Genomic DNA, 24,695 nt, shown 5'->3' on the forward strand with positions numbered 1-24,695 from the left:
GGAGCGTGAGGCGGGGCGTGGGGTGAGGTGTGGGGCAGGGCGTGGGGCGGGGCAAGGGCCTGGCCGACCGGCCGCGCGCGGGGCTCAGTGTGCGGCCGTACCCGCCTTCCAGTTCTTCCAGGTCATGTTCCAGCCACTGAGGCCGTTGTCGGGGGCGACCACCTTGTCCTTGCTGTTGACCACCTCGATGACGTCGCCGACGAGGCTGTGGTCGAAGAACCACCCCGCGGGCGAATCCGAGCTGCCGCCCCTCTCATCGGCCAGCCCGATGCAGCCGTGGCTGATGTTGCGGTTACCGAAGGCGTCCGATGTCCAGTAGTTGCCGTGCAGGAACGTTCCGGACGACGTGAGCCGGATGGCGTGCGGCACGTCGGGGACGTTGTACTCACCGCCGAACCCGACAGTGCGGCTGTCCATCCGGGTCATCTCGAGCATCTCGCTGATGACCATCTTCCCGTTGTATGTGGGAGTTTTGGTCGCCCCGGCGGTGATGGGGATGGTCTCGGCGGGTTCGCCTTCGCGGCGCACCTCCATGGTGTCATCGTCCGCGTCCACCAGGCTGACCTGGCTGCGACCGATGGTGAAGGCCATCTTCTTGTGCTGCACGCCGTACACACCGGGGGCCGACTGCACGTCGCGCAGCCCCAGGTCGACGGTGACCTCCGTGCCCGGCTTCCAGTAGTCGCGCGGCCGGAAGTCGAGGCGGGACTTGCCGAACCAGTGCGGGGCGACCTCCACGGCGGGCTTCGTCGTGACGTGGATGGCGCGTTCGACGGCGGCCCGGTTCTGGATGGCCCTGTTGAACTCGAGCGAAACGATCATGCCGGTGCCGACGGTGGACCGGTCCTCCGGCGTGACGTAGCCGACGAACCGCTTGGCGGGGACGGACGTCGTGAAGGTGGTGTGGCGGGCGGTGCGGTGACCGTCCTTGTCGCGCGCGACCACGTCCACGGTGTACTTGGCGGCGAGGGAGAGCCGCCGTTCGCCCGTCGGCCGCCATCGCGCGCCGTGTTCGTCGATCCGGCCCTGGACCGGGACCTCCTCTCCGTCCTGGAGCTTCACGACCTTGACCGTTTGCAGGCGCCCGTCCGGCACCTTCACCTCGATCGTCCGGTCGGCCGGTACGTTCTTGGTCCCGTTGGCCGGGACGACCTCGATCGCATCTTCGGGGGAGCGCGACTTGCCGAGCAGATCTTCCGCGGCGGTGCATCCGGTGACTCCGGTCAGCACCACCGCCCAGGTCAGTACGGCGGCCAGCGTGGCCCCTGCGTTTCTCACAGTTGTTCTCACACCCGATCAACGACCGTCACCCCGCCGGGGAAACGTGAGTGCGACCCAAGCTCTGGGCAGAACACTGGGGAGGACGACGCGACGGGGAGCCGCGGCCGGGACGCCGCACGCCCTTCCCCTGCCGGTGGCGCCGGCCCGACCGAGCCGCGGGAGGCATGACAGGTGGCGAGCGCACCCGAGCAGGAGGCACCACAGGATGCCCTGGTGGAACGGCCCGCGGGGCTTCCGCAGGCGCGCTCCGCACCCGGAAGGAAGGGCCGCCGCACGAGAGAGCGACCGCCGCCCGTCGAACCGGTCTGGCCGGGCGCCCCCACCCCGCTGGGCGCGCGCTTCCGGGTCGGGCCCGACGGCACGGCGGGCACCAACTTCGCGCTCTGGGCGGGCGGTGCGGAGTCGGTCGACCTCTGTCTCTTCGACGAGGCGGGCCGCGAGCGGCGCGCCCCGCTGACCGAGCTGACGCACGAGATCTGGCACGGCTTCGTACCGGACGTGCTGCCGGGACAGCGGTACGGGTTCCGGGTGCACGGCCGCTGGGACCCGTGGACCGGCGCCCGCTGGAACCCGGCGAAGCTGCTCCTCGACCCGTACGCGCGCGCCGTGGACGGCGACTTCGGGCTGCCGCCGGAGGTCTACGGCCATGTGCGCGACTGGCCCGAGCAGCATGTGGCCGACACCGTGCGCGACGACCGGGACTCGGCGCCGTACGTCCCCAAGGGGGTGGTCGTCCACGACGACGCGCCCGACGACGAGTGGGCGGACGACCGCCGTCCGAAGACGCCGTGGGCGGACTCGGTGATCTACGAGCTGCATGTGAAGGGGTTCACCGAGCTGCATCCGGGGATCCCGGAGGAGCTGCGGGGGACGTACGCGGGGCTGGCGCATCCCGCGGCGGTGGAGCACCTGGTGAAGCTGGGGGTGACGGCGGTCGAGCTGCTTCCCGTGCACCAGTTCGCCCACGAGGACCACCTGCTGCGACGGGGGCTGCGCAACTACTGGGGCTACAACTCGATCGGCTACTTCGCCCCGCACGCGGCGTACGCGGCGTCCGGGACGGGCGGGCAGCAGGTCGGCGAGTTCAGGCGGATGGTGCGGGCGCTGCACGAGGCCGGTATCGAGGTCATCCTCGACGTGGTCTACAACCACACGGCGGAGGCCGGCGAGCTCGGCCCGACGCTGTCCCTGAAGGGCATCGACAACCGCGGCTACTACCGCCTCCAGGACGACGCGCGCCGGTACGCGGACTACACGGGCTGCGGCAACACCCTGCACGTCGTGCAGCCGCACGTGCTGCGCCTGCTCACCGACTCCCTGCGCTACTGGGTGACGGAGATGGGTGTGGACGGCTTCCGCTTCGACCTGGCGGCGGCGCTCGCCCGCTCGATGCACGACGTGGACATGCTGTCGCCGTTCCTCGCGGTGATCGCGCAGGACCCGGTCCTGCGGCGGGTGAAGCTGATCGCGGAGCCGTGGGACGTGGGCTCGGGCGGCTACCAGGTCGGCGCCTTCCCGCCCCTGTGGACGGAGTGGAACGACCGCTACCGCAATGCCGTACGGGACTTCTGGCGCGGCGCCCTGCCCGATGTGCGTGACCTGGGCTACCGGCTGTCCGGGTCGAGCGACCTGTACGCGTGGGGCGGGCGGCGCCCGTACGCGTCGGTCAACTTCGTCACCGCCCACGACGGGTTCACGTTGCGCGACCTGGTGTCGTACGGCCGCAAGCACAACGAGGCCAACGGCGAGGGCAATCGCGACGGCACCGATGACAACCGTGCCTGGAACTGCGGCGCGGAGGGTGAGACATCAAACGAGGACGTACTCGCCCTGCGCAGGCGGCAGTTGAGGAATCTGCTGACGACGCTGCTGCTGTCCACCGGGGTGCCGATGCTCGTCGCCGGTGACGAGCTGGGGCGCACGCAGCGCGGCAACAACAACGCTTACTGCCAGGACAACGAGATCAGCTGGGTGGACTGGTCGCTCCTCGAAGAGCCTGGCTGGCGGGCCCTGTTCGACCTCACCTCGCGGCTCATCGCGCTGCGGCACGCGCATCCGGTGCTGCGGCGGCGCGCGTTCTTCTCCGGGCGCGCGCACTCGGCGGACGGGCTGCGGGACCTCGCGTGGTTCACGGCCCGCGGCACGGAGATGACGGAGCGGGACTGGTACGCGCCGGCGGCGACGCTCGGGATGTACCTCTCCGGGCGCGACATCCCGGGTCGCGACGCGCTGGGCGCACCGGTGACGGACGACAGTTTCCTCGCGGTCCTGCACGCCGGGGACGGCCCGGAGAGCTATGTCCTGCCCGGCGAGCCGTGGGCACGTACGTACGAGGTCGTGGTGGACACGTCGCTGGAGGAGCAGGAGGACGCGCCGGCGGTGACGCACCCGGCGGGGGCGGTGATCACCGTGCCGGGGCGGACGGTGCTGCTGCTGCGGGTGCACCCCTCGGACAACGGGGAGGTGTAGAGCCGCCAGGGGGTGTCCGGCGGATCGGGGTCGGACAGGTCACGATCCGCCGGACACCCCTAGCCGAGGATCTTCCGGTCGTACGCCACGGCAACCGCCGCCGCGCGGTCCTTCACGCCCAACTTGCCGTAGACGTGGGTGAGGTGGGTCTTCACGGTCGCCTCGCTGATGAACAGGACGCGGGCGATCTCCTTGTTCGACGTCCCCTTGGCGACCAGGGCGAGGACCTCGCGCTCGCGGGCCGAGAGGGGTTCGTCGGCCGGGGCGGCCGGGGTGCGCACCGCGGTGACCAGGCGGGAGGCGACCGCCGGGGACAGCACGGTGCGGCCGTCGGCGGCGGCGCGTACGGCCGTGAACAGCTCCTCGCGCGGGGCGTCCTTGAGGAGGTAGCCGGTAGCGCCCGCCTCGATCGCTGGCAGCGTGTCCGAGTCCGTGTCGTACGTGGTGAGGACGAGGACGCGGGAGCGGGCGCCCCGGCGGGTGAGTTCCTTGATGGCGTCCACGCCGTTCCCGCCGGGCATGCGCAGGTCCATGAGGACGACATCCGGGTCGAGGCGGGCGGCGAGTCCCACGGCCTCGACGCCGTTCGACGCCTCGCCGAGGACCGTGAAGTCGTCGGCCGACTCGAACATGCCGCGCAGGCCGTCCCGTACGACGGGGTGGTCGTCGACGATCAGCAGAGAGATGACGGAGTCACTGGTCATGGCGCACCAACGGTACGCGAGCCGAGACGGCCGTGCCGCCGCCCGGCTCGGACTCCACCGTCAGTGCGCCCGCGATGCGTTCGGCGCGGGCCCGCATCCCGTCGAGGCCGAAGCCGCCGGTGCCGGTGCGGGCGGGCAGCTCCAGGGGGTCGAAGCCGCGGCCGTCGTCGCGTACGTCGAGGGTGACCTCGCCCGCCATGTAGGAGAGCGTGACGCCGAGCCGTCCGGCGTGGGCGTGCCGGGCCGCGTTCGACAGGGCCTCCTCGGCGATGCGCAGGAGCGTCGCCTCGATCTCGTCGTGCAGCTGCTCCGTGGTGCCGGTGACGGTGAACTCGGCGCGTACGCCGGTGCGCCGGGACCACTCGGTGACGGTCTTCTTCAGCGCCTCGGACAGGGAGGCGTTCTCCAGGGCCGCCGGGGAGAGGTTGTGCACGGAGCGGCGGGCCTCGCCGAGGCTGTGCCGGGCGAGGTCGGCGGCGCGGTCGAGGTGCTGGCGGGCCTGTTCCGGGTCGGCGGTGCCCGCGACGACCTGGAGCTGGGCGATGATCCCGGTCAGACCCTGCGCGATGGTGTCGTGGATCTCGGCGGCGAGCCGGCGGCGCTCGTCGGCGACGCCCGCTTCCCTTGCCTGGACGAGGAGTTGGGTGTGCAGGGCGGCGTTCTCGCCCATGGCGTCCTGGAGGGCCTTGTTCGTGCGCTCCAGTTCGGCGATGGTCTCGGCCTGGACGCGGTTGCGCTCCTCCTCCTTGACGTTGATGTGCATCATGACGGAGACCAGACCCATGTTCACGGCGAGCAGCGCACCGAAGACGGCCCAGGTGAGCGGGCCCTTCGGCGGGAACCCGCCGGCCTCGGAGCCGGCCATGACGACGGCCGTGGCGAACAGCCCGGTGCGCACGAACCGGCGCGGCAGCAGCCGGTCGGCGCTGAAGTAGCCGATGACGGCGTAGAACACGAAGAACGGGTTGAGCCAGGCCAGGACGAAGGCGATGGCCCAGCGCACCGTGTAGTAGCCGGCGCCCGTCGCGGAGGGGCCGGGGTGGCGCAGCGCCCGCCTGCCCCACACGCTCTCCAGGAGCAGGGCCGCCGCGACGAGGCCGCCGGCGAGATACCACTGGAACCGCTCCCGGCCCATGCCGGCGATGTCCGACGTCGCAAGGACCAGGGGGATGCTGAAGGCCAGCAGGGCGTAGGGGCCGTAGCGGTGGAAAGCAGCCCACCGCTGCCGGATGGTGGTGTCCATCGCACCTGTGCCTTGCATCTCCATGGCTCCAGTCTGCACGGGCCGGATTCCGCACACGCTCACTCCCAGCGGAACCAGCGCGCGGACGCAGCGGTCAGGACCACGGCCCACGCGGCGAGCACGGCCAGGTGGGACCAGGACGGCCAGTCACCGGCCGCGGCCTGGTTCATGGCCTGGGCCGCGGCGCCGAACGGCGTGAGCTCGACGACGTTCGCCAGAGCCGTCGGCATCGACTGCACCGGCAGCCACACCCCGGCGCAGAACATGCTCGGGAAGAACACGGTGGAGCCGATGGCGCTCGCGACCTTCGCGGTGCGGGCGCGGGCGGAGACCAGCGCGCCGAGCGACAGAGCGACGACGACGGACAGCAGCAGGGCGAGCAGATACCCGAAGGCCTGCTGCGGCAGCTTCACGTCGAACGCGAGCCGCCCGATGGCGAGCGAGAGCAGCGACGAGGTGAGCGCGGCGACGCCGTGGATGGTCATCTGCGCGCCGAGCAGCGCGGGCGGCTGCACCGGCGTGGTCGACATGCGGCGCAGGATGCCGCGCTCCCGGTAGCCGGCGATGACCGGCGCCATCGCCTGCAGACCCGCGACGATCATCGGGAGCAGCACGGTGATGGGGACGTAGGCATCGATGAGGCGCAGACCGGCCGGGCCCGAGTCGGCCTCCCGGAACGCGGGGATGGAGCCGAGGATCACGAGCAGGGCCGGCGGGAAGACCATGACCCCGAAGAGGCTGCCGGGTTCGCGCAGGAAGAGGCGGACCTCGCTCCTGAGGACGGCGGAGTTGGCGCCGCGGCCACGGACAAGGGTGGCGGTGGTGGTGCTCATGACTGGGTGGCTCCCGTCAGATCCAGGAACGCGTCGTCCAACGTGGCGTCGGACACGCGGAGTTGGTGGGCCGTGATGTGGTGGCGGGCGAGCAGCGTGATGACGGCGTTGACTGTCTCGTCGGTGCCGTTCAGGGTGACGCGGCCGTCCCGGTGCTCCACGGACACGAGCGCGGGCAGGCCCCGCAGCGCCTCGTCGTCGAGGGGCGCGGACGGGGTGAACGACATGACGGTGGACGCCGCGGCCCGGCTGATGAGGCCCGCCGGGGTGTCGAGCGCGGCGATCCGGCCCTTGTCGATCACGGCGATCCGGTCGCAGAGGCGCTGTGCCTCCTCCATGAAGTGCGTGACGAGCAGCACGGTGACGCCGCTGTCGCGGACGTCCTCGATGAGCTGCCAGGTGTCGCGGCGGGCGCGCGGGTCGAGGCCGGTGGTCAGCTCGTCGAGGACGACGACCCGGGGGTTCCCGATCAGCGCGAGCGCGATGAACAGGCGCTGTTTCTGGCCGCCGCTGAGCTTCGCGAACCGGGTGCCGAGCTTGTCCGTGAGGCGCAGGCGCTCGGCCAGGGGCCGCCAGTCGGCCGGGTTCGGGTAGAACGCCGCGTACAGTTCGAGCGCCTCGCGGACGGTGAGCTTCGCCTGGAGTTCGCTCTCCTGGAGCTGGGCGCCCAGGATTTCGGTGACGCGGTCGTGGTCGGCGACGGGGTCGAGGCCCGCGACGCGGACGCGGCCGGCGTCGGGGACGCGCAGCCCCTCGATGCACTCGACCGCGGTCGTCTTGCCTGCGCCGTTCGGGCCGAGGATGCCGAAGATCTCGCCCTCCCCGACGGTGAACGAGAGGTCGTCGACGACGGCCCGCCCGGCGTAGACCTTGCGGAGCCCGGCGACCTCGATCAGGGGCCTGTCGCCCCGTGCTGCGCTGTGTGTCGTCGTCATGCTCCGAGAATCCCGGAGCGGGGCGCTCGCGGGCATCGCCCATCGCGCTCGAAAGGGCATCAGCCGATCGGTTGATACGGCGCTACGACCTCTGCCGGGCGAGCCGTGGCGCGAGGGCGGGATCGCCGGAAACCCGGTGGGCGTTGTCAGTGCCGATCCGTAGTCTCACTCCTGATGCCCACTACACATGCACCGGCCACGGACCCCGACCAACTCGCCCCGGCGGCGGAGCAGTCCGCTGTGCGCACGCTGCTGCGCCTGTGGCCGTACGTACAGCCGGTGCGGGCGCGCTGGGGCGGGGCCGCGGTGGTCGCCGTGGTCGCCTCCTGTCTGTCACTCGTCTTCCCCATCGTCCTGAAGTGGATCGTGGACGGGCCGGTCACGGACCACGACCCGGGCGGGGTGTGGCTGGGCGCGGGCATGCTGCTGGCGCTCGGGGTCGCCGAGGCGCTGCTCTTCGGGCTGAGACGGTGGCTGGTGGCGCGGCCGCTGGCGAGCGTCGAGGCGGCCATGCGGGCGGATCTCTACCGGCATCTGCAGCGGCTGCCCGTCGCGTTCCACGACCGGTGGGCCTCGGGGCAGCTGCTGTCCCGGGGGACGACCGACCTCATGGTCGTACGGATGTTCCTGGCCTTTCCGCTGACGTTCCTGATCGTCAACGGCGTGACGATCTCCGCCGGGTTCGTGCTGCTCGTCGCTCAGGACTGGGGGCTCGGACTCGTCCTGCTCGCGCCCGCGCTGCCGCTGATGGTGCTCTGCTACCGCTTCGAGTCGAAGTACGCGTCGGCCGCGCGCCGCGCCCAGGACCAGGTCGGTGATCTGACCACCGTGGTCGAGGAGTCCGTGCTCGGGATCCGGATCATCAAGGGGTTCGGCCGGCATCGCAGCCAGGCGCGGGCCTTCCGTGATCTGTCGCGCACGCTGCGCGGGACCGAGCTGGCCAAGGCGCGGCTGCTCGCGGGGATCCTCGGGGTGATCACGCTGCTGCCGGAGGTGGCGCTCGGGGCGGCACTGGTGCTCGGCTCCGTGCAGGTCGCGGACGGGAAGCTGTCCGCGGGGACGCTCGTGGCCTTCCTGTCGACGGCGCTCGCCCTGCGCTGGCCGATCGACTCGATCGGGTTCCTGCTCGCCATGAGCCAGGAGGCGGCGACGGCGACCCGGCGGTTCTTCGAGGTGATGGACGAGCCGGAGGAGAGCGAAGACGTGCCGGCTGCGGGCGGCCCCGTCGAGGACGGGGCGGGCGGTGCGGGCGGGCTGCGGTTCGAGGGGGTCCGCTTCCGCTATCCGGACGCCCCCGACGGGTCCGAGCCCGTCCTGGAGCGCATCGATCTGCAGGTGCGGTCCGGGGAGACCATGGCGCTCGTCGGGGCGACCGGCAGCGGCAAGACGACCCTGACCGCGCTGGTGCCCCGCCTGCACGAGCTCACCGGCGGGCGGATCACGCTCGACGGGCGGGACATCGCGTCGATGGAGCGCGAGGAGCTGCGCACCCTCGTCTCGGTGGCCTTCGAGGAACCCACCCTGTTCTCGGCGTCCGTCGCGGAGAACGTGCTGATGGGCGCGGGCGAAGCGGACGTCTCGAAGCTCGACCGGGCGCTCGGCGTCGCGCAGGCCGGATTCGTGAAGTCGCTGCCGGACGGCGCCGGTACGCAGGTCGGCGAGCAGGGGCTCAGCCTCTCCGGCGGGCAGCGGCAGCGGCTCGCGCTCGCCCGCGCGGTCGTGGGGAGCCCGCGCTTCCTCGTGCTCGACGACCCGCTGTCCGCGCTCGACGTGCACACGGAGGCGCTGGTGGAGGCGGCCCTGCGGGAAGTGCTCGCCGCGAGCACGGCGCTCGTCGTCGCGCACCGGCCGTCGACGGTGCTGCTCGCCGACCGCGTCGCGCTCCTGTCGGACGGCCGGATCACCGCCGTGGGCACGCACCAGGAGCTGCTGCGCGCGAACGCCGAGTACCGGCACCTCATGTCGGGAGCGGACCCGGAGACCGAAGAGGACCGGGAGATCGACGACGACCCGGAGAGCGACGAGGACGGGCCAGAGGGGAAGGGCACGCGATGACCACGACGACCAAGCCGGACCGTACGCCGCAGGATCCGGCCGCCGAGGACGGCGAGGAACTGCGGCTCCCCTCCCCCGGGGACCCGTTCGACCAGGACGACCTGCCCACCCCCAAGGGCGCGACCGGCGCGCTCCTGCGCTCCCTGCTCGCGCCGAGCCGGCGCACGGTGTGGCTGGCCGTGCTGTGTCTGCTGGTCCAGCAGGCCGCCGTGCAGGCGGGGCCGCTCCTCGTCGCGTACGCCATCGACAGCGCGGTGCCCGCCTTCCGCGCGAGCGACCACGGCCCGCTGATCGCGGTGGCGGTCGGCTATCTCCTGGCGGCGTGCTGCTCCAGCCTCTTCCAGTTCGCGTTCGTGCAGGTGTCGGCGCGGGTGAACCAGAACGTGCTGCTCGACCTGCGCGGCCGCATCTTCCGGCACGCGCAGGCCCTCAGCGTCGACTTCCACGACCGCTACACATCCGGGCGGCTCATCTCCCGGGCGACGACGGATGTCGAGTCCCTGCGCGAGCTGCTCTCCGAAGGGCTCCAGGAACTCATCAACATCATCCTGGCGTCCGTGTACATCACGGCCATGCTGCTCTGGCTCGACGTCGGCATCGGCACCGTGGCCGCCCTGTCGTTCCTGCCGCTCGCCGTACTGATCCAGCAGTACCGGCGGCGCGCGGCCCGGGTGTACGCGGAGCGGTCCTCCGCGATCGCGCGCGTCATCGTGAAATTCGCCGAGACGATGAACGGGATCAGGCCGGTGCGCGCCTTCCGCCGGGAGCGCGCCAACGACGCGGACTTCGCCGGGCTGAACCACCGCCACGAGCGGGTCAACGGTGACGCGCTGCTCGAAATGGCGCGCTACGTGATCGGCTCCCGCCTCCTCGCGAACACCGCGGTGGCCGGAATGGTCCTGTGGGGCGCCTACCGCGTCGCCGACGGCACGCTCGAACTGGGCGTCCTGGCGGCCGCCGTGCTGTTCATCCGCCGCCTGTACGACCCCATCGACCGGCTCGCGATGTTCCTCAACTCCTATGAGTCCGCGGCCGCTTCACTCCGCAAGATCGCCGGTCTGCTGCACCAGACGCCGACCGTGCCGGAGCCGTCGTCGCCGCGCGGGCTGCCCGAGCTCGCCGGCGACCGCCCGGGCCGCGAGGTCGTCTTCGACCAGGTCTCGTTCGGCTACCGCACCGGCGGCGAGGTGCTCCCCCGCTTCGATCTCACGCTGCCCGCGGGACAGACGGTCGCCGTCGTCGGCTCGACGGGCGCCGGGAAGTCGACGCTCGCCAAGCTCCTGGCCCGCTTCTACGACCCCTCGGCGGGCCGGGTCCTGCTCGACGGCGTCGACCTGCGCGACCTCGGCACGGCCGAGCTGCGGCGGGGTGTCGTGATGGTGACGCAGGAGGCGTTCCTGTTCTCCGGCACGGTCGCCGAGAACATCGCGATCGGGCGGCCCGAGGCCGGCCGCGAGGAGATCGAGCGCGCGGCGAAGGCGATCGGCGCACACGACTTCATCACGGCGCTCCCGGACGGCTACGACACGGATGTGCGCAAACGCGGGGGTCGAATTTCGGCCGGGCAGCGGCAGTTGGTGGCATTCGCACGCGCGCTGCTCGCCGACCCGGCGGTCCTGATCCTCGACGAGGCGACGAGCTCCCTTGACATCCCCGGCGAGCGGGCGGTGCAGCGCGCGATGCACACGGTGCTGCGCGGCCGTACCGCGGTCGTCATCGCGCACCGGCTGTCGACGGTGGAGATCGCCGACCGCGTTCTGGTCATGGAACACGGGCGGATCGCCGAGGACGGCACACCGGACCAACTGATCTGCGGTACAGGAGCGTTCGCGGATCTGCATCGTGCCTGGCGGGAGAGCGTGGTCGGCTGAGCCTCGGACCGGACGCGACCCCTCCGCGCCCGGGCAACCGCTCCGTATATCGAACGTGAACATCCGGGCAACGAACCATTTCCGGCCAACCTAATGACGCGCTCCTGACAGACAACGCTCTCTGCTGCCACTCTTCCCTCGGCCTCGCACAGCTGTCCCACAGCCGAACTGGCGCGGCCCGTTCGTGAACTGCAGCACGACCTGTTGTGCCCAGATGTGCCCAGTTGTGCTGAGTTTCGCCCTGTTCTGCCTTGTTCTGCCTTGTTCTGCCCGGACGGTCATTCGCCGTCCGGTCTTCCCTGGCCGTGCGATCCGCGGCCCGCAGAAGGAGTCAGCCTTGAGAACGTCCGACACCTCCCACAGATCCGCCTCCCGCAAGCGAGCGACCGCCTACGGCGCGCTCGCGGCAGCCACCGCCCTGCTCGCCGGCGCCGTCCAGGCGGGCGCCGCGGCCTCGGCGGACGTCCAGCCGGCCGCGGCGGCCGCAAAGGCCGTCGCGAAGGGCGCCGACCCCGGCGCCCTCCCCGTGAAGCTCTCCCCCGCCAAGCGCGCGGAGCTGCTGCGCGAAGCCAACTCCACCAAGGCGGACACCGCCAAGGACCTCGGCCTCGGCGCCAAGGAGAAGCTCGTCGTACGCGACGTCCTCCAGGACCGTGACGGCACGACGCACACCCGCTACGAGCGCACCTACGACGGGCTGCCCGTCCTCGGCGGTGACCTGGTCGTCGACGCGGCCAAGTCGGGGAAGACCGAGGGCGTGACGCGCGCCGCGAAGTCGGCCCTCAAGGGCGTGGCCACCACCGCGGCGGTCAAGCCGGCCACGGCGGAGCGGCAGGCGGTCAAGGCCGCGGCGGCCGACGGATCGAAGAAGACCGAGGCGGACCGCGCGCCGCGCAAGGTCGTGTGGATGGCGCAGGGCAAGCCGACCCTCGCGTACGAGACCGTGGTCGGCGGTCTCCAGGACGACGGCACCCCGAACCAGCTGCACGTCGTCACGGACGCGGCGACCGGCAAGAAGCTGTACGAGTGGCAGGGCATCGAGAACGGCACGGGCAACACGCAGTACAGCGGCACCGTGACGCTCGGCACGGCCCAGTCCGGATCGACGTACACGCTCAACGACACCGGGCGCGGCGGGCACAAGACGTACAACCTGAACCACGGCTCGTCCGGGACCGGGACGCTCTACTCGGGCGCGGACGACGTGTGGGGCAACGGCAGCGCCTCGAACACCGAGACCGCGGCCGCGGACGCGCACTACGGCGCGGCGGAGACCTGGGACTACTACAAGAACGTGCAGGGCCGCACCGGCATCAACGGCGACGGCGTCGCCGCGTACTCGCGGGTGCACTACGGCAACGCGTACGTCAACGCGTTCTGGGACGACAGCTGCTTCTGCATGACGTACGGCGACGGCGAGGGCAACCTCAAGCCCCTCACCGCGATCGACGTGGCGGGCCACGAGATGACCCACGGCGTCACCGCCGCGACGGCCGGTCTCAACTACAGCGGTGAGTCCGGCGGTCTGAACGAGGCCACGTCCGACATCTTCGGCACCGCGGTCGAGTTCTACGCCAACAACACCAAGGACGTCGGTGACTACCTCATCGGCGAGAAGATCGACATCAACGGCGACGGCACCCCGCTGCGCTACCAGGACAAGCCCAGCAGGGACGGCACGTCCCCGGACAACTGGTACTCCGGGCTCGGCAACCTCGACGTGCACTACTCGTCGGGTCCCGCCAACCACTTCTTCTACCTGCTCAGCGAGGGCAGCGGCGCCAAGGTCATCAACGGCGTCAGCTACAACTCGCCGACAGCGGACGGTCTTCCGGTCACCGGCATAGGCCGCGCCAAGGCCGAGCTGATCTGGTTCAAGGCGCTCACCACGAAGTTCACCTCGACCACGAACTACGCGGCCGCGCGCACCGGCACGCTCGCGGTCGCCGGTGAGCTCTACGGCACCACCAGCACCGAGTACAAGGCCGTGCAGGACGCCTGGGCCGGCATAGCCGTCGGCTCGCGCTCCGGTGGCGGCGGCGGTGGTACGTCGTTCGAGAACACGGCCGACGTCGCGATACCGGACGCCGGCGCCGCGGTCACCTCGTCGATCGCCGTGACCGGCCGTACGGGCAACGCGCCGAGCAACCTCTCGGTCGCCGTGGACATCGTGCACACCTGGCGCGGTGACCTGGTCGTCGACCTGGTGGCCCCGGACGGATCCACGTACCGCCTGAAGAACTCCAGCGGCAGCGACTCGGCGGACAACGTCAACGCGACCTACACGGTCAACGCGTCCTCCGAGGTGGCCAACGGCACCTGGAAGCTGAAGGTCCAGGACGTGGCCGCGCAGGACACCGGCTACATCAACAGCTGGAAGCTCACCTTCCCGTAAACCGCACACAGAGGTAACCCAAGGCCGATCGCGAGCTGTTCGGCCCGCACGGTCTGGGCGCGTCGCCCCGGGTGAGTGAACTCCCCGGGACGGCGCGCCCGTTCATGTTCCGTTCGCAATACGTACAAGAGACATCGCTCAACGGACGATTTCCGGCCAACCTGCGATCACCTCCTGACATGTACAAGCCTCAACTGGCACGCTTCCCCCACGCACCACACGCAACACACAGCTAAGCACCACCCAGTTCAGCACCACACAGCTCTCTTACCCCACACACAAGGAGCTTGCGTGACCCCCCACATATCGCGCTTCACCAAGAAGCGTTCGACTCTGGCCATCGCCACCGCCGTTGCCGCCGGAGCCCTGCTGACCGCCGGTATGACCACCGGCGCGTCCGCGCAGCCCGTGGCCGACGCGACGCCGGGCGCCGCGCCGATGAAGCTCTCGGGCGCCGCCCGCGCCGGCCTCCTCCAGGACGCCAACGCGAAGAAGGCCGAGACGGCCAAGGAGTTGAACCTCGACTCCAAGGAGAAGCTCGTCGTCCGCGACGTGGTCAAGGACCGCGACGGCACGACGCACACCCGCTACGAGCGCACCTACGACGGACTCCCGGTCCTCGGCGGCGACCTGGTCGTCCACGAGTCCAAGGCCGGCAAGTCCGAGGGCGTCACCCGCGCGACCTCGAAGAGAATCGCCGTGTCGACGGCCTCCGCCTCCCTCAAGGCCGCCCCCGAGGGCGCCCGCAAGGTGGTCTGGGCGGCGTCGGGCACCCCGCGCCTCGCCTACGAGAAGGTCGTCACCGGCACGCAGAAGGACGGCACGCCGCGCAAGCTGCACGTCGTCACGGACGCCGCGACCGGCAAGAAGATCTTCGAGTGGGACGCGATCCACACCGGCGCCGGCGAGAGCCAGTACAGCGGCAGCGTGACGGTCGGCTCCACCAAGTCCGGCTCCTCGTACGCCCTCACGGACGCGGAGCGCGGCGGCCACAGCACGTACGACCTCAAGCACGGGTCGTCCGGCAAGGGCACGCTGTTCACCGACGCGGACGACAAGTGGGGCGACGGCACCACCAACGACGCGGCCACGGCCGCGGTCGACGCCGCCTACGGCGCCCAGGTGACGTGGGACTACTACAAGGACGTCCAGGGCCGCAGCGGCATCAACGGCGACGGCAAGGGCGCGTACTCGCGGGTCCACTACGGCAACGCGTACGTCAACGCGTTCTGGGACGACAGCTGCTTCTGCATGACGTACGGCGACGGCGAGGGCGACAAGAAGCCCCTGACGTCGATCGACGTGGCGGGCCACGAGATGTCGCACGGCGTCACGGCGGCGACCGCGGGCCTCATCTACAGCGGTGAGTCCGGCGGTCTGAACGAGGCCACGTCCGACATCTTCGGCACCGCGGTCGAGTTCCACGCGAACAACCCCAAGGACGTCGGCGACTACCTCATCGGCGAGAAGATCGACATCAACGGCGACGGCTCCCCGCTGCGCTACATGGACAAGCCGAGCAAGGACGGCGCGTCCCTCGACAACTGGAAGGCCGGCGCGGGCAACGTCGACGTCCACTACTCGTCGGGCATCGCCAACCACTTCTTCTACCTGCTGTCGGAGGGCAGCGGGAAGAAGGAGATCAACGGGGTCTCGTACGACTCCCCGACCGCGGACGGCCAGCCGGCCGCGGGCATCGGCCGCGACAAGGCCGAGAAGATCTGGTTCAAGGCCCTGACGTCGTACTTCACGACGAACACGGACTACGCCAACGCGCGCAAGGGCACGCTGAGCGCGGCGTCCGACCTGTACGGCGCCGACTCGGCGGAGTACAAGGCGGTCGACCGGGCGTGGGCCGCGGTCAACGTCAAGTGACGTAGGACGCAGGCGAGTCGGGGGGCGGCACTGCGGGGTGCCGCCCCTTCGCGCGTCAGGCCTCGTACTCCGTGAGGTCGATTTCGTGCACCTGGAGCGCGAAGCCGTGCTTCGGGTGCGCGAACTCGCGTCCCTCCGTCATGCCCAGCTTGCGGGCGACGTTCTCCGAGCCCGTGTCGCCGGGGCGGATCAGGGCGACGACCCGGTCGACGCCGCGGTCCTGGAGGGCGAACTCCAGGGTGGCCTGGGCGGCCTCGGAGGCGTAGCCCTGGCCCCAGAACTGGTGGCCGAGCCACCAGTTGATCTCGATGCCGGGCTGGAGCTCGGACACCGAGAGGCCGACGACACCGGCCAGCTCGCCGGAGGCGAGGAGCTCGACGGCGAACGGGCCGAAGCCCTCCTCGTCCCACTCCTCCTCCCAGCGCTCGATGTCCTCGGCCGTCCGCTCCAGGTCGCGCGGGCCGCCGTCACCGACCCGGCGCATGACGTCCGGGTCCGCCTGGATCTCGGAGAGGGGCACGAGGTCGTCGTCGGACCAGCGGCGGAGCAGGAGGCGGGGCGTCTGGATCTCGGTCATGGGTCCATCTTCGCCGAGACCCGCGACGCCGCCGACCATCCGGCCGTCCTCAGCACATCCTCGGCGCCCTCAGCGCCCTCAGCGCCCTCAGCGCAAGAGCACCCCCGCCGCCTCCGCGGCCGTCTCCGAGGGGACGCTCACCAGTCCCGTCTCCGCCGGCGAGGCGAGCAGCCGGTGGGCGGGCAGGATGCGGACCGTGTAGCCGTAGGGGCCCGTACGGTCGAGGGACAGCGGGCCCTCGTACGCCCAGCGGCCGTCCAGGTCCGGGCCGCCGGCCGGCTTGAGGGCCACCGTCGTCGCGTCGGTGATGCGGTCGTCGGAGCCGACGCGGCCGGCCACCGCCTGGACCTCGACGTCCTCGGGGCCGAGTTCGTCGAGCGCCACACGCACGCGCAGCACCAGCGTCGCGCCGAGCTCGGCCGTGGCCATGGACGCCTCCACATGGTCGACGGCAACCCGGGGCCAGGACGCGCGGACCCGGGACTTCCACCGGGCGAGCTCGCGCGCCGCGTCGGGGGTGAGGGCGCGGCCCGAGCGGGCCGCTGGGGCGTACAGCTTCTCGACGTACTCGCGGACCATGCGCCCGGCGAGGACCTTCGGGCCCAGGTGGGTGAGGGTGCGGCGGACCATCTCGATCCAGCGGTCGGGCAGCCCTTCGGGTCCGCGCTCGTAGAAGCGGGGGGCGACCCTGCGCTCGACGAGGTCGTAGAGGGCCGCGGCCTCCAGGTCGTCGCGCCGCTGCTCGTCGGTCGCCGTGCCGTCCGCGGTGGGGATCGCCCAGCCGAAGTCGGGCGAGAACCACTCGTCCCACCAGCCGTCAAGGACGGAGAGGTTGAGACAGCCGTTCAGGGCGGCCTTCATACCGGACGTCCCGCAGGCCTCCAGGGGGCGCAGCGGGTTGTTGAGCCAGATGTCGCAGCCCGGGTAGAGCTTCTGCGCCATGGCCATGCCGTAGTCCGGCAGGAACACGATGCGATGGCGCACGCGCGGGTCGTCGGTGAAGCGCACCAGCTCCTGCACTAGGCGCTTGCCGCCGTCGTCCGCCGGGTGTGCCTTGCCCGCCACGACGATCTGGACGGGTCGGTCCGGGTCGAGGAGGAGGCGCATCAGGCGGTCCGGGTCGCGCAGCATCAGGGTGAGCCGCTTGTAGGAGGGGACGCGGCGGGCGAAGCCGATGGTGAGGATGTCGGGGTCGAGCACCCCGTCGATCCAGCCCAGTTCCGCCGCGCCCGCGCCGCGCTGCCGCCAGGACGCGGCGAGGCGTTCGCGGACCTCGTCCACCAGGCGACCGCGCAGCTCGCGGCGCAGCTCCCAGATGTCCCGGTCGGCGATGTCGGCGACGGCGTCCCAGCGGTCGGATCCTCCGGCAGCGAGCGCGTCCAGGGTGCGCTGCTCGCCGATGTGGCGGGCGCCGAGCCGCAGGACCTCGGGAGCCACCCAGGTCGGGGCGTGCACGCCGTTCGTGACGGAGGTGATGGGGACCTCCTCCGGGTCGAAGCCAGGCCACAGGCCCGAGAACATCTCGCGGCTGACCCTGCCGTGCAGGGTGGAGACGCCGTTGGCACGCTGGGCGAGGCGCAGGCCCATCACGGCCATGTTGAAGACGTTCGGGTTGCCTCCCGCGTACGTCTCCATGCCGAGGCCGAGGATGCGTGCGGCGTCGATGCCGGGGAGTTCGGCGCCGGGGCCGAAGTGGCGGGCGACGAGTTCCCGGTCGAAGCGGTCGATGCCCGCGGGGACGGGGGTGTGCGTGGTGAAGACGGTCCCTGCGCGTACGGCTTCGATGGCGGCGTCGAAGTCCACCCCGAGTCCGGCGAGCTCGTGGATCCGCTCGACCCCGAGGAAGCCGGCGTGCCCCTCGTTCGTGTGGAACACCTCGGGCTCGGGATGGCCGGTGAGGCGGCAGTACGCGCGCACGGCCCGCACCCCGCCGATGCCGAGCAGCATCTCCTGGAGGAGCCGGTGCTCGCTGCCGCCGCCGTAGAGCCGGTCGGTGACGTTGCGTTCGCCGGGGCCGTTCTCCTCGACGTCCGAGTCGAGCAGCAGGAGCGGCACGCGGCCGACCTGCGCCTGCCAGACGCGGGCGAGCAGCCGACCGCCGCCGGGCAGGGCGAGCGCGACACGGCAGTCGGTGCCGTCGGGTTCGCGGAGCGGGGTCAGCGGCAGTTCGTGCGGGTCGAGGACGGGATAGTGCTCCTGCTGCCAGCCGTCCCTGGACAGGGACTGCCGGAAGTAGCCGTGCCGGTAGAGGAGTCCTACGCCGATCAGCGGCACCCCGAGGTCGCTGGCCGCCTTGAGGTGGTCGCCGGCGAGGATGCCGAGGCCGCCCGAGTACTGCGGCAGGGCGGCGGTGATGCCGAACTCGGGCGAGAAGTATCCGATGGCGGCGGGCAGACCGCCGCTCCGCATCTGCGTCTGGTACCAGCGGTCGCCCTCCACATAGGACCTGAGGTCGTCTGCGGCCTCGCCGAGCAGGCGCAGGAATCCCTCGTCGGCCGCGAGTTCGGCGAGCCGCGCGTGCGGCACGGCGCCGAGCAGTCTCACCGGGTCCCCGTCGGACGCGGCCCAGCGCCCGGGGTCCACGGCCTGGAAGAGGTCGCGCGTCCCGGCGTGCCAGGACCAGCGCAGGTTGCGGGCCAGCTCGTGGAGGGGGGCGAGGGGCTCGGGCAGGACGGGACGGACGGTGAATCGACGGATGGCCTTCACGTTCTCACCTCTGTAGGGGGACGCGGCGGGCATACGCGCACACGTGCGAGGAGGACGCGCTCCGTCGCGCGGCCCCCGGCTGTCACCTCCGACGGTACGGCCACCGGGCTCCGGCTACCACGGCGCACGGGGTCGCGTCGGCACCTGTTTGACGGGCATCTCGCCGCACCGCGGGGGTCCTTGCCGAGGAACCGGCCGGTGCGCCGGTCGTACGCCATGAGGATGACGCGGTACGTCGCGCCGCTCCGGGCCGCGCCGCGCCGCGCCGCCGCCCGCGTACCGGCCGGAGGAAGTCCGGTCTTCGCCGCACCCTTCGGCGTATCCGCCGCCGGTCGCCCACGGGCGATATGGCCGATTCCGCCCCCTCATGCGGTCTTGTAGGGCCTGACAGCGCACGAGAGGCTGCCAAGCGGTGTGCACGGATCCCGGCCGTCAGGACCGGCGGCCGTGCAACTCCGGTCCTCGCGCGCCGAGTCGAGGGAGGGGAACTCACGACATGACACTGACGCGCAGAACGCGTCTGCGCCGGGCGGGCGCGCTCACGGCCGTGACCACGGCGGCGGTGCTCTCGGCCGTCACGCTGCCCGCGCATGCCGCGCCCCCGCTGGGGCGCATACTCGGCGCCGGTGAGCCCGGCTCCGTCACGGGCAGCTACATCGTGACGCTCAAGGGGGGAACGAAGGCACCGTCCGACACGGGCAAGGGTCTCGCCGAGAAGTACGGGGCGAAAATACGCCACACCTACAGCACGGCGCTGAACGGGTATGCGGTGCGCGCGGGCGAGACGCAGGCCAGAAGGCTCGCGGCCGATCCGTCGGTCGCCGCGGTCGTCCAGGACTCACGGGTCTCGCTCGACCACACCCGGAAGAACCCGCCGTCCTGGGGGCTGGACCGCATCGACCAGGGCGATCTGCCGCTCGACAAGTCCTACACGTGGCCCGAGTCGGCGGGCTCGGGCGTGACGGCGTACGTCATCGACACCGGCATCCGGATCTCGCACCGGGACTTCGGCGGCCGGGCGCACTACGGCTGGGACTTCGTCGACGGCGACGCCACCGCCCAGGACGGCAACGGCCACGGCACGCATGTGGCCGCAACCGTCGCCGGCACGGGCTACGGCGTCGCGAAGAAGGCCGACGTGGTCGCGGTCCGCGTGCTCGACGACGCGGGCTCCGGGACGACCGCCCAGGTCATCGCGGGCATCGACTGGGTGACGAAGAACGCGCGCAAACCGGCCGTCGCCAACCTGAGCCTCGGCGGCGCCGCCAACGCCCAGCTGGACGCGGCGGTGCGGGGCTCCATCGCCTCCGGTGTCACGTACACGGTCGCGGCCGGCAACGACGGCCTCCCGGCGAGCCTGTACTCGCCGGCCCGCGTGAAGGAGGCCATCACGGTCGGCGCGACCGACCGCACGGACCGGCGCGCCGGCTTCTCGAACTGGGGCAGCCGGCTCGACCTGTTCGCCCCCGGCGTCGACATCACCTCCGCGGGGTACGCGAGCGACAAGGGGAAGGCGACCTTCTCCGGTACGTCGATGGCGTCGCCGCACGTGGCGGGCGCCGCCGCGCTGTACCTGGCCGACCACGCCTCGGCCACCCCGGCCGAGGTGAGCCGGGCGCTGACGGGGCGCGCGGCGACGGGCCGGATCACGGACCCGCTGCCCGGCTCGCCGAACAAGCTGCTCCAGGTCAACCACCCGTAGACGAAAGGTGAGTTCATGGTCCGGTCCCGTCGTTCGCGGCGGGACCGGACTTGTCTGTGTGCTTACGCGCGAGTAGTTAACAAAGCACCGGATTGCCCGCCCTGCGACCGTGGAAGGCTCCCCCGGTACACACTGCGCGACCCTCTTCATCACCCCCGTTTCCGCAAGCCGAACCCCCGCGGTCAGGAGCGGTCATGCCCGCACAGAGTCCCTCGCCGAAGCCGCACACGGACCCGGCGAAGCAGTCGGCCAGAAGCGCGAAATCGCAGAAACCACCGGGCCGGCGGCGCCCACCGGCTGCCTCCGCCACCACGCTCGGACGGATCCCCGTCCTGGACGTCCAGCCCCTCGTGGACCACGGCCGCAGGCCCGCCAAGGCGGTGGCGGGTGAGTCCTTCCAGGTCAGCGCGACGGTCTTCCGCGAGGGCCACGACGCGGTCGCCGCGAACGTGGTGCTGCGCTCGCCGCGCGGCCGCACGGGCCCGTGGACCCCGATGCGCGAGCTGGCCCCCGGCACCGACCGCTGGGGCGCGCAGGTCACGCCCACGTCGGAGGGCCGCTGGACCTACTTCGTCGAGGCGTGGGGCGACCCGGTCACCACCTGGCGCCGCCACGCGCAGATCAAGGTCCCGGCGGGCATCGACACCGAACTCGTCCTGGAGGAAGGGGCGTTGCTGTACGAGCGTGCCGCCGAGGGCGTGCCGCAGCGCAAGGGGCAGCGCGAGACGGTGCTGCGCGCCGCCGCCGCGCTCCGCGACACCGCACGCCCCGCCGCGGCCCGTCTGGCCGCCGCGCTCACCCCGCAGGTCGACGAGGTCCTGGCCCGCCACCCGCTGCGCGAGCTGGTGACCGTCTCCGACCCGCTGCCGCTCCGCGTGGAGCGCGAGCGGGCGCTGTACGGGGCGTGGTACGAGTTCTTCCCGCGCTCGGAGGGCGCGATCGTGCGCGAGGGGGAACCGCCGGTCTCCGGCACCTTCCACACGGCCGCGAAGCGCCTTCCGGCCATCGCGGCGATGGGCTTCGACGTCCTCTATCTGCCACCGATCCACCCCATCGGCACCACGTACCGCAAGGGCCCCGACAACTCGCTCTCCCCGGGGCCGCACGACGTGGGTGTCCCCTGGGCGATCGGCTCTCCGGAGGGCGGTCACGACGCGATCCACCCGGATCTCGGCACGCTCGACGACTTCGACGCGTTCGTGAGCCGGGCCGCGGACCTGGGCCTGGAGATCGCGCTGGACTTCGCGCTCCAGTGCTCGCCCGACCACCCATGGGTGGACAAGTACCCCGAGTGGTTCCACCACCGGCCGGACGGCACGATCGCGTACGCCGAGAACCCGCCGAAGAAGTACCAGGACATCTACCCGATCGCCTTCGACAAGGACCTGCCGGGACTGATCGCGGAGACGACCCGCGTCCTGCGCTTCTGGATGGACCACGGCGTGCGCATCTTCCGCGTCGACAACCCGCACACCAAGCCCGTCGTCTTCTGGGAGCGGGTCATCAAGGGGATCAACCGCACCGACCCAGACGTGATCTTCCTGGCCGAGGCGTTCACGCGCCCCGCGATGATGCGCACCCTCGCGCAGGCCGGCTTCCAGCAGTCGTACACCTACTTCACCTGGCGCAACACGAAGCAGGAACTCACCGAGTACGCCACGGAGTTGGCGAAGGACACGGCCGCGTACATGCGCCCCAACTTCTTCGTGAACACCCCGGACATCCTGCACGCCTACCTCCAGAACGGCGGGCGCCCCGCGTTCGAGGTGCGCGCGGTCCTGGCCGCCACGCTCTCCCCCACGTGGGGCGTCTACAGCGGCTACGAACTGTGCGAAAACGCCCCGCTACGCCCCGGTAGCGAGGAGTATCTGCATTCGGAGAAGTACGAACTGCGGCCACGCGACTGGGAGTCGGCCGAGCACGAGGGGCGTTCGATCGCGCCCCTCATCACCCGGCTCAACGACATCAGGCGCCGCAGCCCCGCCCTGCGCCGGCTGCGTGACGTGCACTTCCACCACACCGACAAGGACACGGTGATCGCGTACTCCAAGTCGGTCGCAGGCACGCACGGCTCGAACACGGTTCTGGTGGTCGCCAACCTCGACCCTCACCACACCCAGGAGGCGACGGTGTCGTTGGACATGCCGCAACTGGGACTCGGCTGGCACGAGTCCGCACCGATGCGCGACGAGCTCACCGGTGAGACCTACCACTGGGGCAGGGCCAACTATGTGCGCCTCGAGCCGGGCCGTACGCCCGCGCACATCCTCACCGTCCTGCGACCGTCCTCACCGTTGATCGGAGGGTCACCCACACCATGACCGTCAATGAACCCGTCCCGGACACCTTCGAGGACACCCCCGCCAAGGACCGGGATCCAGACTGGTTCAAACGTGCCGTCTTCTACGAGGTCCTCGTCCGCTCCTTCCAGGACAGCAACGGCGACGGAGTCGGCGACCTCAAGGGCATCACCGCGAAACTGGACTATCTCCAGTGGCTCGGCGTGGACTGCCTGTGGCTGCCACCGTTCTTCAAGTCACCACTGAGGGACGGCGGTTACGACGTCTCGGACTACACGGCGGTCCTGCCCGAGTTCGGTGACCTGGCCGACTTCGTGGAGTTCGTCGACGCCGCGCACCAGCGCGGGATGCGCGTGATCATCGACTTCGTCATGAACCACACGAGCGACCAGCACGAGTGGTTCCAGGAGTCCCGCAAGGACCCCGACGGGCCGTACGGCGACTACTACGTCTGGGCCGACGACGACAAGAGTTACGAGGACGCGCGGATCATCTTCGTCGACACCGAGGCGTCGAACTGGACCTTCGACCCGGTGCGCAAGCAGTACTACTGGCACCGCTTCTTCTCGCACCAGCCGGATCTCAACTACGAGAACCCGCGCGTGCAGGAGGAGATCGTCTCGGCCCTGCGCTTCTGGCTGGATCTCGGCATCGACGGTTTCCGGCTCGACGCGGTCCCCTACCTCTACGCGGAGGAGGGGACCAACTGCGAGAACCTGCCGGCCACGCACGAGCTCCTCAAGCGGGTCCGCAAGGAGATCGACGCGCACTACCCGGACACGGTCCTGCTCGCCGAGGCCAACCAGTGGCCCGAGGACGTGGTCGACTACTTCGGCGACTACGCCTCCGGCGGCGACGAGTGCCACATGGCGTTCCACTTCCCCGTCATGCCACGGATCTTCATGGCCGTGCGCAGGGAGTCGCGCTACCCGGTCTCGGAAATTCTCGCCAAAACCCCTGCCATTCCGTCGAGTTGCCAGTGGGGCATCTTCCTGCGCAACCACGACGAGCTCACGCTCGAAATGGTCACCGACGAAGAACGCGACTACATGTACGCGGAGTACGCCAAGGACCCGCGGATGCGCGCCAACATCGGCATCCGCCGCCGCCTCGCACCCCTCCTCGACAACGACCGCAACCAGATCGAACTCTTCACCGCCCTGCTGCTCTCCCTGCCGGGCTCGCCGATCCTCTACTACGGCGACGAGATCGGCATGGGCGACAACATCTGGCTCGGCGACCGCGACGCGGTGCGCACGCCGATGCAGTGGACCCCCGACCGCAACGCCGGCTTCTCGTCCTGCGACCCCGGCCGCCTCTCGCTCCCCACGATCATGGACCCGGTCTACGGCTACCAGGTCACCAACGTCGAGGCATCCATGTCGTCCCCGTCCTCGCTGCTGCACTGGACCCGGCGCATGATCGAGATCCGCAAGCAGAACGAGGCCTTCGGCCTCGGCTCGTACACCGAACTCCCCTCGTCCAACCCGGCCGTGATCGCGTTCCTGCGCGAATACAAGGACGACCTCGTCCTGTGCGTGCACAACTTCTCGCGCTTCGCCCAGCCCACCGAACTCGACCTCCAGGCCTTCAGCGGCCGGCACCCGGTCGAGCTCATCGGCGGGGTGCGCTTTCCGGCCATCGGTGAACTGCCCTATCTCCTCACCCTCGCAGGTCACGGCTTCTACTGGTTCCGGCTGCGCAAGGACGCCTGAATGCCGCCCGGGGAGGGCCGGTTTCCGCCGCCCC

General features: G+C 71.0%; 15 protein-coding genes. 8 read left to right on the forward strand and 7 right to left on the reverse strand.

The features are described from left to right. Nucleotides 1-84: 84 nt before the first annotated feature. Complete coding sequence (locus OG574_RS17670; RefSeq protein ID WP_326774018.1) at nucleotides 85-1,278, reverse strand: L,D-transpeptidase; 1,194 nt, start codon at nucleotides 1,276-1,278, stop codon at nucleotides 85-87. A 174-nt stretch (nucleotides 1,279-1,452) separates the two neighbouring features. Here OG574_RS17670 and glgX point away from each other — a divergent pair, with 174 nt between their 5' ends. Continuing rightward, nucleotides 1,453-3,750, forward strand: coding sequence for a glycogen debranching protein GlgX (gene glgX / locus OG574_RS17675; RefSeq protein WP_326774019.1), 2,298 nt, complete (start codon nucleotides 1,453-1,455; stop codon nucleotides 3,748-3,750). A gap of 59 nt (nucleotides 3,751-3,809) precedes the next feature. On the opposite strand, the gene OG574_RS17680 is transcribed toward glgX, so the two are convergent. From OG574_RS17680 to OG574_RS17695, 4 genes are read right to left on the reverse strand one after another with little or no spacing between them, the layout of a single operon-like run. Next, on the reverse strand, nucleotides 3,810-4,454 hold the full coding sequence (locus tag OG574_RS17680) for a response regulator transcription factor (RefSeq protein ID WP_326774020.1): 645 nt from the start codon (nucleotides 4,452-4,454) through the stop codon (nucleotides 3,810-3,812). Further along, nucleotides 4,444-5,697, reverse strand: a complete 1,254-nt coding sequence (locus tag OG574_RS17685) for a sensor histidine kinase (RefSeq protein ID WP_326774021.1) — start codon at nucleotides 5,695-5,697, stop codon at nucleotides 4,444-4,446. The genes OG574_RS17680 and OG574_RS17685 overlap by 11 nt, the downstream gene beginning before the upstream one ends. Nucleotides 5,698-5,756: 59 nt before the next feature. Next, a complete protein-coding gene (locus OG574_RS17690) occupies nucleotides 5,757-6,530 on the reverse strand; it encodes an ABC transporter permease (protein ID WP_326774022.1) in 774 nt (257 codons plus the stop codon). Next, the gene (locus OG574_RS17695) at nucleotides 6,527-7,465 is read right to left on the reverse strand and encodes an ABC transporter ATP-binding protein (RefSeq protein WP_326774023.1); all 939 of its coding nucleotides are present in this window, start codon (nucleotides 7,463-7,465) and stop codon (nucleotides 6,527-6,529) included. The genes OG574_RS17690 and OG574_RS17695 overlap by 4 nt, the downstream gene beginning before the upstream one ends. Before the next feature lie 174 nt (nucleotides 7,466-7,639). Between OG574_RS17695 and OG574_RS17700 the strand changes: the two genes are divergently transcribed. The 4 genes from OG574_RS17700 (at nucleotide 7,640) to OG574_RS17715 (ending at nucleotide 15,661) form a co-directional block, all read left to right on the forward strand. Next, the gene (locus tag OG574_RS17700) at nucleotides 7,640-9,520 is read left to right on the forward strand and encodes an ABC transporter ATP-binding protein (RefSeq protein ID WP_326774024.1); all 1,881 of its coding nucleotides are present in this window, start codon (nucleotides 7,640-7,642) and stop codon (nucleotides 9,518-9,520) included. Beyond that, the gene (locus tag OG574_RS17705) at nucleotides 9,517-11,391 is read left to right on the forward strand and encodes an ABC transporter ATP-binding protein (RefSeq protein WP_326774025.1); all 1,875 of its coding nucleotides are present in this window, start codon (nucleotides 9,517-9,519) and stop codon (nucleotides 11,389-11,391) included. Before OG574_RS17700 ends, OG574_RS17705 begins: the two co-directional genes overlap by 4 nt. Nucleotides 11,392-11,728: 337 nt before the next feature. After that, nucleotides 11,729-13,786 (forward strand): M4 family metallopeptidase, encoded by a 2,058-nt coding sequence (locus OG574_RS17710; protein ID WP_326774026.1) that lies wholly within the window; start codon nucleotides 11,729-11,731, stop codon nucleotides 13,784-13,786. A 291-nt stretch (nucleotides 13,787-14,077) separates the two neighbouring features. Next, entirely contained in the window at nucleotides 14,078-15,661 is a 1,584-nt protein-coding gene (locus OG574_RS17715) for a M4 family metallopeptidase (RefSeq protein ID WP_326774027.1), read from the forward strand. Between the two features lie 55 nt (nucleotides 15,662-15,716). Here OG574_RS17715 and OG574_RS17720 read toward each other — a convergent pair whose 3' ends face one another. Both OG574_RS17720 and glgP read right to left on the reverse strand, forming a co-directional pair. After that, nucleotides 15,717-16,238: a GNAT family N-acetyltransferase gene (locus OG574_RS17720; RefSeq protein ID WP_100598330.1), complete on the reverse strand. Its 522-nt coding sequence runs from the start codon at nucleotides 16,236-16,238 to the stop codon at nucleotides 15,717-15,719. 87 nt (nucleotides 16,239-16,325) lie between these two features. Then, nucleotides 16,326-18,944: an alpha-glucan family phosphorylase gene (gene glgP / locus OG574_RS17725; protein ID WP_326774028.1), complete on the reverse strand. Its 2,619-nt coding sequence runs from the start codon at nucleotides 18,942-18,944 to the stop codon at nucleotides 16,326-16,328. Between the two features lie 496 nt (nucleotides 18,945-19,440). On the opposite strand from glgP, the gene OG574_RS17730 reads away from it, so the two are divergent. From OG574_RS17730 to treS, 3 genes are all read left to right on the forward strand, one after another. Next, nucleotides 19,441-20,646, forward strand: coding sequence for a S8 family peptidase (locus OG574_RS17730; protein ID WP_326774029.1), 1,206 nt, complete (start codon nucleotides 19,441-19,443; stop codon nucleotides 20,644-20,646). A gap of 194 nt (nucleotides 20,647-20,840) precedes the next feature. Then, on the forward strand, nucleotides 20,841-22,967 hold the full coding sequence (locus OG574_RS17735) for an alpha-1,4-glucan--maltose-1-phosphate maltosyltransferase (protein WP_326774030.1): 2,127 nt from the start codon (nucleotides 20,841-20,843) through the stop codon (nucleotides 22,965-22,967). Continuing rightward, a complete protein-coding gene (gene treS / locus OG574_RS17740; RefSeq protein WP_326774031.1) occupies nucleotides 22,964-24,661 on the forward strand; it encodes a maltose alpha-D-glucosyltransferase in 1,698 nt (565 codons plus the stop codon). Before OG574_RS17735 ends, treS begins: the two co-directional genes overlap by 4 nt. The last annotated feature ends 34 nt before the right edge of the window (nucleotides 24,662-24,695 follow it).

Origin of the sequence: Streptomyces sp. NBC_01445 (assembly GCF_035918235.1) — a bacterium.
Lineage (GTDB): Bacteria > Actinomycetota > Actinomycetes > Streptomycetales > Streptomycetaceae > Streptomyces.